14 protein-coding genes and 1 rRNA gene are annotated in these 12367 nt (G+C 46.1%); 13 read left to right on the top strand and 2 right to left on the bottom strand.

All coding sequences use genetic code 11. The features are described 5' to 3' along the window. Positions 1 to 38: 38 nt before the first annotated feature. The 9 genes from IEW26_RS28415 to salA all read left to right on the top strand — a co-directional run bounded on the left by IEW26_RS28415 (position 39) and on the right by salA (position 8097). Entirely contained in the window at positions 39 to 983 is a 945-nt protein-coding gene (locus IEW26_RS28415; RefSeq protein ID WP_024633566.1) for a DNA-directed RNA polymerase subunit alpha, read from the top strand. A gap of 34 nt (positions 984 to 1017) precedes the next feature. Continuing rightward, positions 1018 to 1383 (top strand): 50S ribosomal protein L17, encoded by a 366-nt coding sequence (rplQ, locus tag IEW26_RS28410; protein ID WP_017692102.1) that lies wholly within the window; start codon positions 1018 to 1020, stop codon positions 1381 to 1383. Positions 1384 to 1542: 159 nt separating this feature from the next. After that, positions 1543 to 2316 carry a tRNA pseudouridine(38-40) synthase TruA gene (gene truA, locus IEW26_RS28405; protein WP_111271034.1) on the top strand — a complete coding sequence of 258 codons (774 nt, stop codon included), beginning with the start codon at positions 1543 to 1545 and terminating at the stop codon, positions 2314 to 2316. A gap of 205 nt (positions 2317 to 2521) precedes the next feature. Then, positions 2522 to 2959, top strand: a complete 438-nt coding sequence (rplM, locus tag IEW26_RS28400) for a 50S ribosomal protein L13 (RefSeq protein ID WP_024633564.1) — start codon at positions 2522 to 2524, stop codon at positions 2957 to 2959. A gap of 19 nt (positions 2960 to 2978) precedes the next feature. After that, positions 2979 to 3371 carry a 30S ribosomal protein S9 gene (rpsI, locus tag IEW26_RS28395; protein WP_111271035.1) on the top strand — a complete coding sequence of 131 codons (393 nt, stop codon included), beginning with the start codon at positions 2979 to 2981 and terminating at the stop codon, positions 3369 to 3371. 750 nt (positions 3372 to 4121) lie between these two features. Then, positions 4122 to 4814 carry a phosphoadenylyl-sulfate reductase gene (locus IEW26_RS28390; protein ID WP_145406611.1) on the top strand — a complete coding sequence of 231 codons (693 nt, stop codon included), beginning with the start codon at positions 4122 to 4124 and terminating at the stop codon, positions 4812 to 4814. 107 nt (positions 4815 to 4921) lie between these two features. Continuing rightward, a complete protein-coding gene (sat, locus tag IEW26_RS28385; protein WP_111271037.1) occupies positions 4922 to 6091 on the top strand; it encodes a sulfate adenylyltransferase in 1170 nt (389 codons plus the stop codon). 68 nt (positions 6092 to 6159) lie between these two features. Beyond that, positions 6160 to 6915: an N-acetylmuramoyl-L-alanine amidase CwlD gene (gene cwlD, locus IEW26_RS28380; protein ID WP_145406613.1), complete on the top strand. Its 756-nt coding sequence runs from the start codon at positions 6160 to 6162 to the stop codon at positions 6913 to 6915. Between the two features lie 78 nt (positions 6916 to 6993). Then, positions 6994 to 8097 (top strand): iron-sulfur carrier protein/transcriptional regulator SalA, encoded by a 1104-nt coding sequence (salA, locus tag IEW26_RS28375; RefSeq protein ID WP_188594827.1) that lies wholly within the window; start codon positions 6994 to 6996, stop codon positions 8095 to 8097. A 99-nt stretch (positions 8098 to 8196) separates the two neighbouring features. On the opposite strand, the gene gerD is transcribed toward salA, so the two are convergent. Further along, positions 8197 to 8946, bottom strand: a complete 750-nt coding sequence (gene gerD / locus IEW26_RS28370; protein ID WP_145406615.1) for a spore germination lipoprotein GerD — start codon at positions 8944 to 8946, stop codon at positions 8197 to 8199. 125 nt (positions 8947 to 9071) lie between these two features. Here gerD and IEW26_RS28365 point away from each other — a divergent pair, with 125 nt between their 5' ends. Continuing rightward, entirely contained in the window at positions 9072 to 9704 is a 633-nt protein-coding gene (locus IEW26_RS28365; protein WP_188594826.1) for a KinB-signaling pathway activation protein, read from the top strand. 116 nt (positions 9705 to 9820) lie between these two features. Here IEW26_RS28365 and pdaB read toward each other — a convergent pair whose 3' ends face one another. Continuing rightward, positions 9821 to 10597 carry a polysaccharide deacetylase family sporulation protein PdaB gene (gene pdaB, locus IEW26_RS28360; RefSeq protein WP_111271042.1) on the bottom strand — a complete coding sequence of 259 codons (777 nt, stop codon included), beginning with the start codon at positions 10595 to 10597 and terminating at the stop codon, positions 9821 to 9823. Between the two features lie 145 nt (positions 10598 to 10742). On the opposite strand from pdaB, the gene IEW26_RS28355 reads away from it, so the two are divergent. The 3 genes from IEW26_RS28355 to IEW26_RS28345 all read left to right on the top strand — a co-directional run. Then, positions 10743 to 11360 carry a stage II sporulation protein M gene (locus tag IEW26_RS28355; protein ID WP_188594825.1) on the top strand — a complete coding sequence of 206 codons (618 nt, stop codon included), beginning with the start codon at positions 10743 to 10745 and terminating at the stop codon, positions 11358 to 11360. A 166-nt stretch (positions 11361 to 11526) separates the two neighbouring features. Beyond that, positions 11527 to 11757: a hypothetical protein gene (locus IEW26_RS28350; protein ID WP_188594824.1), complete on the top strand. Its 231-nt coding sequence runs from the start codon at positions 11527 to 11529 to the stop codon at positions 11755 to 11757. Between the two features lie 524 nt (positions 11758 to 12281). Beyond that, a 16S ribosomal RNA gene (locus tag IEW26_RS28345) occupies positions 12282 to 12367 on the top strand; the annotation flags it as partial.

Below are 12367 nucleotides of genomic sequence, written 5' to 3'. Positions count from 1 at the left end.
TTCATAGAGGACCGACGTTTTGAAGGAGGGGTATTGCAGTGATAGAAATCGAAAAGCCGAAAATTGAGACGGTAGACGTCAACGATGATGGCACCTATGGGAAATTCGTAGTAGAACCGCTAGAGCGCGGATACGGTACGACGCTTGGAAACTCGCTTCGCCGAATCCTGCTCTCGTCACTGCCGGGTGCGGCAGTGTCTTCGGTTCAAATCGATGGCGTTCTGCATGAATTTGCTACAGTTCCTGGCGTAATGGAAGACGTTACAGAGATTATCCTTAACCTGAAAGCTTTGTCGCTCAAAATTCACTCTGATGAGGAGAAAGTGCTCGAGATTGATGCTGAAGGCGAAGGAGCAATCACGGCTGGAGATATTCGTGCTGATTCCGATGTTGAAATCCTTAACCCGGATCTTCACATTGCTACGCTTGGACCAGGTTCGAGACTTCACATGCGTATTTTTGCCAATCGCGGTCGCGGCTACGTCCAGGCAGATCGGAATAAACGCGATGACCAGCCGATCGGCGTCATCCCTGTCGATTCCATCTTCACCCCGATCAGCCGCGTAAACTACGCTGTGGAAAATACGCGTGTAGGCCAAGTAACCAACTATGACAAGCTCACGTTGGAAGTTTGGACTGACGGAAGTATTCGTCCTGAAGAGGCTGTAAGCCTTGGCGCTAAAATTTTGACCGAGCATCTGATGCTCTTCGTGGGTCTTACAGACGAAGCGAAGGATGCAGAGATCATGGTTGAAAAAGAAGAAGACAAAAAAGAAAAAGTACTCGAAATGACGATCGAAGAGCTGGATCTCTCTGTTCGTTCCTACAACTGCCTCAAACGTGCTGGTATTAATACCGTACAAGAGCTGACAACGAAAACGGAAGAAGACATGATGAAAGTCCGTAACCTCGGACGCAAGTCTTTGGAAGAAGTTCAAGAGAAGCTTGAGGAACTGGGATTGGGACTTCGTACAGAAGAATAGACAGCTGAGTGCTTGAAGTGAAGGAGGGAAAACAATGGCATACCAAAAGTTGGGCCGTAATTCCAGCGCACGTAAAGCGTTGTTCCGTGACCTGGTAACCGACCTGTTCTTATACGAGCGCATTCAGACAACTGAAGCGAAAGCAAAAGAGGTTCGCTCTATTGCTGAAAAACTGATCACTAAAGCGAAAAAGGGAGATCTTCATGCCCGTCGCCAAGTGGCAGCTTACGTTCGCCGCGAAACAATCGATGGTGAGCAAGATGCAATCCAAAAACTGTTTAGCGAATTGTCCGGTCGTTACGCTGAGCGTCCAGGCGGATACACTCGTATCCTGAAACTGGGACCTCGTCGTGGCGACGCAGCGCCTATGGTTTACTTGGAACTGGTAGACCGCGCGTAAAACAGATGAGATGAGGAAAGGGGACAGAGTCTGATGATTCTGGATCAACCCTTTTTTTCTCTTCATTTCGGAATTCGTGCTGTAAATGAAGCTCCGTAAGGGGCTTCTTTTGCTGTTCGGGATAGGCTTATGTATAGTATGGAACAAAGGTGTGGTAATATGCGCAACTTATGTATGACGGTCACTTACGATGGAACGGCCTACTACGGCTTTCAAGTACAGCCAGGAGGCAATACCATCCAGGATCATCTTGAGGATGCCATTCGAGCTTTGACAGGTGAGAGCGTTAAAATCACGGGTTCAGGCCGAACGGATGCAGGCGTTCACGCTCGCAGACAAATCTTCAATTTTCCTACAGCTTCACAGATTCCGGTGGAACGCTGGTGTATTGCACTCAATTCGAGACTGCCATCCGATATTGTTGTTATTGATGCGATTGAGGTACCGCTAGATTTCCATTCTCGTTATGCGGCGAAAAAGAAAACCTATCGATACACGATCAATGCAAATCAATTCCCGGATGTGTTTAACCGAAGATTGCAGCATCATCATCATGCAAGGCTGGACATCGCTGCTATGGAAGAGGGCCTGCGTCATTTCATAGGCACATATGACTTTACTTCCTTTGCTTCACGCAAGTCGCAGAAAGAGAATCATGTACGTTCGGTATACGAAGCATGGATAGAAGTGGACCGTTCAATGTGCAGAGACCATCCGCGCGATCAAGGCGTCATTCACATCTACGTGAGTGGTAACGGCTTTTTGCAGCACATGGTAAGGATCATTGTAGGAACGCTGCTGGAGATCGGAGAGGGCAAACGGAAAGCCTCTGATGTGCCGAATATGATTGCTGCATGCAATCGTTCTGCCGCAGGACCTACTGCGGTTAGCTGCGGTTTGATGCTCTGGGATCTTGAATACAAAAAAGATTGAATTTAGTGAGTAAAAAGCTTAATTTATACTTGCGATTTGATCGCCTATCATGTAATATAAAAGTTGTGTTTTCTTAATGGCTTTCCCACAGCCCCAATTAAGATGTTCACATCGCAACAACTATCCATCAACACCTAAAGTTATCACTTAACGAACGAAGATAAATGAAAAATGATGATTTTGAACATTTAAGGAGGAACTTTTCATGCGTACTACGTACATGGCGAAGCCTAACGAAGTTGAGCGCCAATGGCACATCATTGATGCTGAAGGCAAAACCCTCGGACGTTTGGCGAGCGAAGCAGCTGCTTTGATCCGCGGCAAACATAAGCCACAATTCACTCCACATGTGGACACTGGCGATTTCGTTGTTATCATCAATGCAGAGAAAATTGTATTGACTGGTAAAAAAATGCAAGGTAAAAAATACTACCGTCACTCCATGCACCCAGGTGGTTTGAAAGTAACTACTGCAGAAGAGATGGTTAAAAACAAACCTGAACGTATGTTGGAATTGGCTGTTCGCGGTATGCTTCCTAAAACTCGCATGGGCGAGAAAATGAAGCTGAGACTTAAAGCGTACAGAGGCACTGAGCATCCACACGCAGCACAAAAACCAGAAGTTTACGAACTTCGCGGTTAATTAAAAGGAGGACAGTTTCATGGCACAAGTACAATACTATGGGACAGGTCGTCGTAAACATTCGGTAGCACGTGTTCGCCTTGTACCGGGTGAAGGACGCATTGTCATCAATAAACGTGATATTAATGAATACTTCGGTTTGGAAACACTCAAACTGATCGTAAAACAACCACTGACTTTGACAGAAACGCTCACTAACTATGACGTTTTGGTTATCGCTCATGGTGGCGGTATCTCCGGTCAAGCCGGCGCGATCCGTCATGGTATCTCCCGCGCTCTGCTTAAAGCAGATCCGGAATTCCGTGCATCCCTGAAAAAAGCAGGATTCCTGACTCGTGACCCACGTATGAAAGAGCGTAAAAAATACGGTCTTAAAGCGGCTCGTCGCGCACCTCAGTTCTCCAAACGTTAAGATTTTCAAAAGCTCTTGGCCCTCGGTCAAGAGCTTTTTTTATTATGGCTTTAGCCAGCCGAGTGTGTGAAACGCGCAAAAATCCAACAGTTGGGCCAGATTACTAAAGCGGTCAGCTGAGTCTTGCCCTAGACCTCCAGTGACACATCCGGGTACACAGTGTACATCAGTCAATACGTCAGTCTGTTTAGCAGTAGGAGGTCCGTAACAGCCTCCGTATGTAAATTGAAATGAATAGCACTTCGATGAATGATGCACAGCAGCGAATATAACAAGAAATGCAATATGTTTCTTCGCAAGCGATACACATCACGCTATGCTTATCAGTCTTTCTTATGGATGTGATAAAGGCCTCTTACATTTGAAAATACACTACGCATCTGTCTTCAGTAAAAGAATGGAAGATGCATCGCATCTCTTTTACGAGTTAAGATTTTGTCTATGTCTTGTTTGAATATACTGATCAGCTTGGAAATCCAGCAGCAGCAACGGTTTACGCCATTTTGCGAACTATTGAGTATTCACTATAGACCATCTGATTTTCAGATGATTTTGTCTCTGTATGTTAGAGTTGCCTAAATGGCACTAAAAAGTTATGTGATTTTACACGCTAATTAGAGGTTTCACTCGCTGTATTTTACCATCTGGCAGGCATTGACATACCGGGTGAAAGATTTATACTATACATAATTCATATTAGATTAGTCGGCTTTTATTGGTTTTGAGATCATGAATGGGGGAAATGAAACAATGAACTTGTTGGAAAAGGAAGAATTGGCACGGACCAAAGCAGAGGAACTGGAGCATGCAAGTCCTGAGGATATTATTCGATATGCAATTGAAACCTTCCCAAACATTACTTTTGCGTGCAGCTTCGGCGCTGAAGATGTTGTGCTCGTAGATATGCTTCAGAAAATCAGTCCGTCCACGGATATTTTTTATCTGGATACTGATTTTCATTTTCAGGAAACGTATGATACACGTGATCGGATGCAGGAAAAATACAATCTAGATTTTGTGAGAGTGTCACCGAAAATTACACCAGAAGAACAGGCTGCCCAGCATGGGGAAGAGTTGTGGAAATCCGATCCTAACGCTTGTTGCAACATTCGCAAGGTAGAGCCGCTAACACGTATTCTTTCTCAGTATGATGCATGGATTACAGGTATTCGCAGAGATCAGGCTCCAACACGTGCGAATGCGAAGAAAGTTGAGTACGATACAAAGTTTGGCCTGATGAAATTCAACCCGATTGCACATTGGACGAGTGAGGATGTGTGGGAATATATACGTGCCAACAACGTAATCTATAACCCGCTGCATGATCAGAACTATCCAAGTATCGGTTGCGAGTACTGTACACGTCAGGTGATGCCTGGTGAAGATCCACGTGCAGGACGCTGGTCCGGCAATGACAAAACGGAATGCGGTCTGCATAAATAAGGTCCTAAGGATAGGATGACGTAAACGACGTTTTCTGTATCCTACAGCAATGGAAAATAAGCGCATGGCCTCACTATAAACGAATGGATATATAAGGAGCTGACAAGATGACTTCGATTCTGCCTCATGGAGGTACGCTGGTGCAGCGTGTCGTACAAGGAGAAGAACGTGAACGTTTACTGCAGGAGAGCAAGAGCCTTACCTCCCTGCGCATTAATACCTGGACGATTTCCGACCTCGACCTGATCGGTGTAGGTGCTTTCTCGCCGCTTGAAGGATTTATGAACGAGGAGGATTATCAATCGGTTGTATCCCGGATGCGTTTGGCCAATGGTACGGTATGGAGCATACCGATTACACTTGCTGTTGATGATCAACAGGCGGCTGCTCTCCGCAAAGGAGAAACCGTAGCCCTTGTTGGTGAAGAGGATGGGGTGACATACGGCTTGCTAGAAGTTCAAAGCATCTATCAGGTGGATCAGGGCGAGGAAGCGCGTCGTGTATTCAAAACCGATGATCCGGAGCATCCGGGTGTGAAAAAGCTGCTGGAGCGCCCTGCAACCTATGTGGGGGGTCCTATACAGGTATTAAATCGACCGAAGCCGGCAAAGTTCGAAGACTTCTATTACGACCCGGCAGAGACACGCAGTATTTTTCAGGAGAAGGGTTGGAAAACGGTTGTTGGTTTCCAAACTCGTAATCCTGTGCACCGTGCGCACGAGTATATTCAGAAAAGTGCGATGGAGATTGTGGATGCACTCTTCCTGAATCCGCTGGTCGGCGAAACAAAGTCTGATGATGTACCTGCTGATGTAAGGATGAAAAGTTATCTGGTGCTGCTGGAGAACTATTATCCTGCGGATCGCGCGTTTTTGGGTGTGTTCCCGGCGGCGATGCGTTATGCTGGACCACGGGAAGCGATTTTCCATGCGATGGTACGTAAAAATTATGGCTGCACCCACTTTATCGTTGGTCGCGATCATGCGGGTGTAGGTGACTACTACGGCACCTATGAAGCGCAGGAGATCTTCTCTAACTTTACAGCTGAAGAACTCGGAATTACACCGCTGTTCTTTGAGCACAGCTTTTTCTGCACGAAATGTGGAAACATGGCTTCCAGCAAAACATGTCCACATGGCAAGGAACACCATCTGACGCTGTCGGGCACCAAAGTACGTGCACTGCTGCGTGATGGTCAGTGTCCGCCTCCTGAATTCACACGTCCTGAAGTTGCTGAAGTGCTGATTGAGGGTATGGCAGAGCAAGTCCATTCGTAAGGGTATATTTGTCCATCTTGTCCCATATAGATGATTAGAGTCATTTATAGGGACGAGGTGGTTTTTTTATGCGCAAAAACATGGGGAAACATCTGGTGGTCTGGATCAGATTAAAGACAGTAAAGAGGGTTATGCTTAGTCTGTGTTTGCTTGCCATGTTTGTGGCAGTTGTTTCGTATGAGATGCCTTCTGCCAAAACGTCGGGCTACTGGAGTCTGCCTTTGGCGGGCAAGGTAATAGCCATCGATGCAGGACATGGGGGACCAGATGGAGGTGCTGTAAGCAGACAAGGGGTTATCGAGAAGGATATCAACTTGTCTATTGCGCTGTATGTGAGAGACTATCTGCAGCAGGCTGGTGCACTTGTCGTGATGACTCGTGAGATAGATAAAGACCTGGCAGAGGAAGGCACAAGGGGGTATTCCAAGCGCAAAACGGAGGATCTCAAGCAAAGAGTACGGCGAATTGAAGACAAGCAGGCAGATCTGTTTATCAGCATTCATATGAACAGTGTGCCTTCAAATCGCTGGAGCGGCGCACAGGTGTTCTACACCCCCAATCATCCTGATAATGAAGGACTCGCAAATTTGCTGCAGGCTGAAATGATTCGTAATCTGGAAAATACAGACCGGATCGCCAAAACGGTGAATACCGTTTATCTGCTGCAGGCGCTGAAAATTCCGTCAGCACTCGTGGAAGTTGGCTTTTTGTCACATCCTCAGGAAGCGCGTATGCTAGCCGATGAAACGTATCAACGTAAGGTAGCGGCATCCATATATAATGGGATTCTCAGGTATTCCGCAGGAGAACGTCCGAAAAGTTAGTCATAAGAAGATCGGTAGTGCTATAATTGGAACAGCATACCTAATACATGCCAATAGATAAAACCGAGGTGCTGTCTGATGTTATCCAAAGAACAGATACTTGAAATTTTACAGCCATTACAGGAACCGCAGATTGGACAAAGCCTGACGGAGCTGGGATGGATTCGTGACATTATGGTGAAAGAGCATCATGTGGCATTAAGTATGGTGACTCTGGAGAATCGACCGGAAGATGCAACCGCTTTAACAGATGCTGCGCGCAATCTGCTTGCTCAGCATGGGGTGAAGGACGTACACGTTCGCACACGAGCAGCGTCTGAGCATGATCGTGAGAGTCTGAATACAGGACAAGGCGATAATCAGGCTCAGGAACAGGATGAAGTGCTTGTAAAAGGGCATGCAGCAGGTCTGGATGGACATGAGTTGCTGAGTCCCGAGTCTGGTGTGCGTTATATTGCGGTGGCGAGTGGTAAAGGCGGGGTAGGTAAATCCACCGTTACTGTTAATTTGGCTGCAGCCTTGGCTCGTCAAGGGAAAAAGGTTGGCCTCATTGATGCCGACATTTACGGGTTCAGTGTGCCTGATATGATGGGCATTGAGGAGTACCCGGTGGTTGAAGACGGCGTCATTCAGCCGGTGGAGCGTTTTGGTGTCAAAGTCATGTCGATGGGTTTTTTCATTCGGGAAAATAACCCTGTCATCTGGCGCGGGCCGATGCTCGGCCGTATGCTGCGTCAGTTTTTCACCGATGTACAATGGGGAGAACTGGACTATATGCTGCTGGATTTGCCACCAGGAACAGGCGATGTAGCTCTTGATGTACATCAGATGCTGCCGCAGAGTAAAGAAATTATCGTGACAACTCCGCATGCTACAGCAGCCTTTGTTGCAGCGCGAGCTGGGGCGATGGCGATTCAGACGGAACATGAGCTGCTTGGTGTTGTGGAGAATATGGCGTATTACGAATGTGGCAGCTGCGGAGAGAAGGATTATGTCTTTGGACGCGGTGGCGGTGGACGGCTGGCCGAGAGTCTGCATACCGTGCTGCTTGCCCAGATTCCATTGGGTGCACCGGATAACCATCCTTCCGAGCCGGATTTCTCACCTTCTGTATACAAGTCAGAAACACCCATTGGCGCGATTTATGATGAGGTTGCCCGTAACATTGAATCCAAATTTTAATGTGAGCACAGACAAAAGCCTGCGTCCTTTAGAGGGGATGCAGGCTTATTATCTTCAAATGGCATCGTTGGATGGCTTGACGAAGCCATAGAATGCATCTTATGAGCCGCTTCCACCACTGGAGCCGCCGCCTCCGGAATCACCACTGCCACCATCTCCACTGTCCTGACCACCGGATTCCTGCCCCTTTTGCCCCCCACCACTTTCGGTTTTAGGCTGCAGCTCTTCTTGTACAACTTTTTTCAGCAGCGTGAGCACTTCCATACGGAACAATGGATTCTGCATCACTTCCTGCATAACGGTCATCGTCTGCTTGCGATATTCCGGAGTTTTGGTCATATCCATAAACATCTTGGACACCTCAGGTGATTTCATAATGTCCGCAATGGATTTCTGATATGTGGGGTCTTTGATCAACTGCATATGGAGCTGCTTGCTTTGCGCGTTGATCGCTTTGGCGAATTCACCCGCGAATTGCGGATCCGTCATAATTTTCTCGAATTCCTTCTGGTATTCAGGTGCGGTGATGGTATCTTTTACGGCAATACGTATTTGTTCCGAAGATTGCATAGGCATTAACATTTTCATCCCAACTGTTCCTGATCCACCGCCGGACCCTCCGCCTCCTTCTGTGCTGCCACCCCCACCGCCGCCAGAGGAACTTTGACCCGTCAGAGCTTCTTCTACAGCTTTTTTGCCTTCGTCACTTTTCAAAATATCAACAACCATCGTTTTCATCTCTTTATAACTGCCCTGAGGAGGCGAAGAACTTTGATCTGAACCGCAGCCGGCAAGCATGACGGATAGTCCGAGCACCACACAGGACAGCTGCCATATAGGCCGTTTCATGTGTACAATCCCTCCTTGAATAGATACTGGATGTAGTATGTGATGGGAAAGGGGGAAATATGTTGAGCAATGATGGTTTTTTGCTGTGAAGGTTGGTAAAATAAACTCTCGGGGGTGGAAAACATTTGAATTTGCGTAGATGGTTTTTCCTGTTTTGGACAGCCTTGCTGATTGGCGCTGCAGGTGCGTTAGCCACGGGGTTGATTATGATGCTGGTAAACGGGGAGAAAACAAACGGAATAGCTGACTTTATGCTGTATCTTCTGATTTTGTTTGGCTCTGGAGTGATGATTAGCGTATATTCACAAATGGGTTTCTTTGCATATCTCATATTAAATTATATGGGGAAAGGTGTATTTCCAAAACGCGGGTGGCAGATTGTTCAGATTGTGCTGACTGTGCTTGCGCTGCTGGATGTTATGTTTTTACGTCTCTTTGTCGGTGGTGAGCGGGAGCGCATCTCGGATATCGTACTCGGACTGCTCATTTTGGCGGCCGCAGTTGTTACCGCTTACGTGAAAGTTAAGCAAACACATATCTCTGCGCTGGTACCCACGCTTTTTTTTATGATAGCCGTTACTGCTGTGGAGACGATCGGTGTATTGCGTATTGATGTCAACGCGGCGACGATCTTTATTGTGCTCCCTTTGTTGTTATGTAATGCATACCAGATGCTGATTTTGCACAAACTGGTCGATAATTCAGAAGAGCGATCGGCTGAGCCTGCAGGCAAGTCCATCAAGGAGAGCAGGGCATAAGAAGAAGCACGCTTCACTAGAAGCGTCAATACGGATAAGGCGTCATCTTTTAAAAATAAACACCAAAAGAGCTAACCATGTTAGCTCTTTTCAACTTTCTACTTGTTTGTTGCAGGCTATTGGCCGCTGGCTTGATCACGGACTTCTTTACCCTCTACACTGGAGTGGTTCAGCAATTCCGATACAGTTACAAACTCATATCCCTGATTTTTTAACTTATCAATGATGACAGGCAGGGCTTCATGCGTTTGTTTCGAAGAGTCGCTGGCGTGCAGCAGCACGATATCACCCGGATGGGCTTTGCTGACAACGCGATCTACAATCGTTTGTACTCCTGGGTTCTTCCAATCCATAGAGTCGGTATCCCATTGCACGACCTGATAGTTGAGGCTGTTAGCAACCTGGAGCACGCGCTTGTCAAAGTCTCCATTAGGCAGACGCAGCAATTTCGGTTCTTTTCCCGTTAAATCTGTTAAAATGCTGTGAGCTGTCGAAATTTCCTTGCGTATTTGTTCTTCGGTCAAGCTGCTGTAATTCTCATGTCTGTGGCCATGACTGCCAATCTCATATCCTGCCTCCTTGATGGCGGTGACAATCTCAGGGTGGGTTTTGCTCCAGGGTGAAGAGAGGAAGAAGGTGGCCTTCTGCACTTTGTTTTCCTGAAGCACCTTCAGGATCGGCTCAGTCCGTTTATCACCCCAGCTAATATCAAAGGTAAGAGCAATGACCTTCTTGTCAGTTGGAACACTGTAGACGGCGGAGGGAGCTTCCTCCGAAAATACAGACACGTTGCCACTTTCCAGATAGATAATACCGATTGCAAAGATGGCAGCAACGAGCACAATCAGGTTACGTTTGATTTTTTTGCCGCTGAATACATAGAACGAGTTCATTTCGCTAAGCGCCCCTCTCCCAATAAAAAATGCTTGTTTCTGTTCGATAGGAAAATGCTTGTTTGTTTTCAATGTATGCTCGTACGGCTCAGTTATTCGTTTTACATCATTGATTGTCCATCATTTCGTTAACCAGGAGGTTATTATGTTAAAATTCAGCGCATTCATGAGAGACATGAGCCAAATAAGGACAGCATTAATCTGGGCCTTCCTACTGTTTGCAGTTGGAATCGGGGCTGGATGGGTGAGTACAGGACCCTTAGAGCAGCTGATGCTGAATCAGATTGAAGGAATACGCCAGGTGAGTCAACAGTTGGAGCAAGGAGGAAATGTGCAATGGAACTTCTTCCTGTTTATTTTTTTTAACAATGCCATCAAGAGTGTATTGGTCATTTACGCAGGCATTTTCTTCGGCATCTTACCCATTATATTTTTGCTTATTAACGGAATGGTGCTGGGATTTGTCGTTCATGCAACGATGAATAATGGCGCAAGTTTTTTCGATATCGTTATTAAAGGGTTGCTTCCTCACGGAATCATCGAGATCCCGGTAATTATCATCGCATGTGCGTTTGGATTAAAGTTTGGCGGTTTAACAATAAGCAGTCTTGCCCAATTAGGGGGAGAAAAGAGAGCGTTGATCGGGACACGTTGGAGGGAGTTTGTGAAAACGACGTTAACGGCAAGCTTCTGGGTAGTCATCCTGCTTTTCATTGCCGCAATTATCGAAAGCACACTTACCTATGCGCTTGTAAGAGGATAAATGTTTTGTGAAAATTATGATACCAGCATTCATAATTTCCCAGAAAGTTGACCATAACAATAAAACGGGTTTCAGCAATCAGGAGATCGAGGGCTTATTAACGAATCATGTTGCTGAAAAACGCGGGTGTGACTATAGATGATATGCACAAAAAGGAGAACTCTTAATGCTGGGTATGCTATTTAACGAGAAGGAATGCAAAGAGCTGGACTATGTATTACGCAAAGAATTGGATGAAATGCTGTTCGATCTAAGTGATCATCGTCTTGACCAGGAGATAAAACATGCTATCGCTAGTCGGTACAAGACGGTATTCCGCATGTATGCACGGTTTGCCCCGCCTAAAGAGTTATCCAAATATGCAAGAGGTGGGGAGTTGAAGAAGTCCAGGCCGTGAAGTAAGGCTGAAAATATAATCCGGTTCAAAACTAAGAATATGTCCGATCTGCGTGATAAGAGGTGGGGCAATCTATATAGAGCTCACACCTCTCATTCAGTTCATGAATTAGAAGGAGTGTAACGCAATTAAACTAAAAAGAATCAACGTTTTTGTCGAAATAGGGTTGACCTTTCTATTATGATATGGTAAATTAACTTTCGTTCCTTTTTTTAAGGAGCTGGTCACTAAATCAAGCTGTTTTGATATCTGGGTTTGAAAGTTATCAAAAAAAAAGCTTGCAAAGATAATGTGAGTGTGGTACATTATAAAAGTCGCCGCTGAAACGACGACGAGATGAAAAAACAACACATTAAATTGGAATTTTGATCTTTGAAAACTGAACAACGAGTGAGTAATCATTCTGCTTGCAGAATGAACGTGAAGGTTTTTGGTGCAAGCATCTGGCTGTATGAAAACTGGAACAACAATGAGATTAACAATCTCGTCAGATTCAAAATGAGCTAATCGCTCTTTTCAATACTTTATTGGAGAGTTTGATCCTGGCTCAGGACGAACGCTGGCGGCATGCCTAATACATGCAAGTCGAGCGGAGTTGACGGAAAGCTTG

The sequence above is a fragment of the Paenibacillus silvae genome, from assembly GCF_014639235.1.
In the GTDB taxonomy this organism is placed as follows: Bacteria; Bacillota; Bacilli; order Paenibacillales; family Paenibacillaceae; genus Paenibacillus; species Paenibacillus silvae.
Note: the sequence above shows the minus strand (reverse complement) of the source record. Positions and strands in the feature narration are given on the sequence as shown.

What these genes read in the sequence shown, in the direction of transcription:
- rplQ (WP_017692102.1), top strand. Translation starts at nt 1,018, where the DNA reads ATGGCATACCAAAAGTTGGGCCGTAATTCCAGCGCACGTAAAGCGTTG.
- truA (WP_111271034.1), top strand. Translation starts at nt 1,543, where the DNA reads ATGCGCAACTTATGTATGACGGTCACTTACGATGGAACGGCCTACTAC.
- rplM (WP_024633564.1), top strand. Translation starts at nt 2,522, where the DNA reads ATGCGTACTACGTACATGGCGAAGCCTAACGAAGTTGAGCGCCAATGG.
- rpsI (WP_111271035.1), top strand. Translation starts at nt 2,979, where the DNA reads ATGGCACAAGTACAATACTATGGGACAGGTCGTCGTAAACATTCGGTA.
- IEW26_RS28390 (WP_145406611.1), top strand. Translation starts at nt 4,122, where the DNA reads ATGAACTTGTTGGAAAAGGAAGAATTGGCACGGACCAAAGCAGAGGAA.
- sat (WP_111271037.1), top strand. Translation starts at nt 4,922, where the DNA reads ATGACTTCGATTCTGCCTCATGGAGGTACGCTGGTGCAGCGTGTCGTA.
- cwlD (WP_145406613.1), top strand. Translation starts at nt 6,160, where the DNA reads ATGCGCAAAAACATGGGGAAACATCTGGTGGTCTGGATCAGATTAAAG.
- salA (WP_188594827.1), top strand. Translation starts at nt 6,994, where the DNA reads ATGTTATCCAAAGAACAGATACTTGAAATTTTACAGCCATTACAGGAA.
- gerD (WP_145406615.1), bottom strand. Translation starts at nt 8,946, where the DNA reads ATGAAACGGCCTATATGGCAGCTGTCCTGTGTGGTGCTCGGACTATCC.
- pdaB (WP_111271042.1), bottom strand. Translation starts at nt 10,597, where the DNA reads ATGAACTCGTTCTATGTATTCAGCGGCAAAAAAATCAAACGTAACCTG.
- IEW26_RS28355 (WP_188594825.1), top strand. Translation starts at nt 10,743, where the DNA reads ATGTTAAAATTCAGCGCATTCATGAGAGACATGAGCCAAATAAGGACA.
- IEW26_RS28350 (WP_188594824.1), top strand. Translation starts at nt 11,527, where the DNA reads ATGCTGGGTATGCTATTTAACGAGAAGGAATGCAAAGAGCTGGACTAT.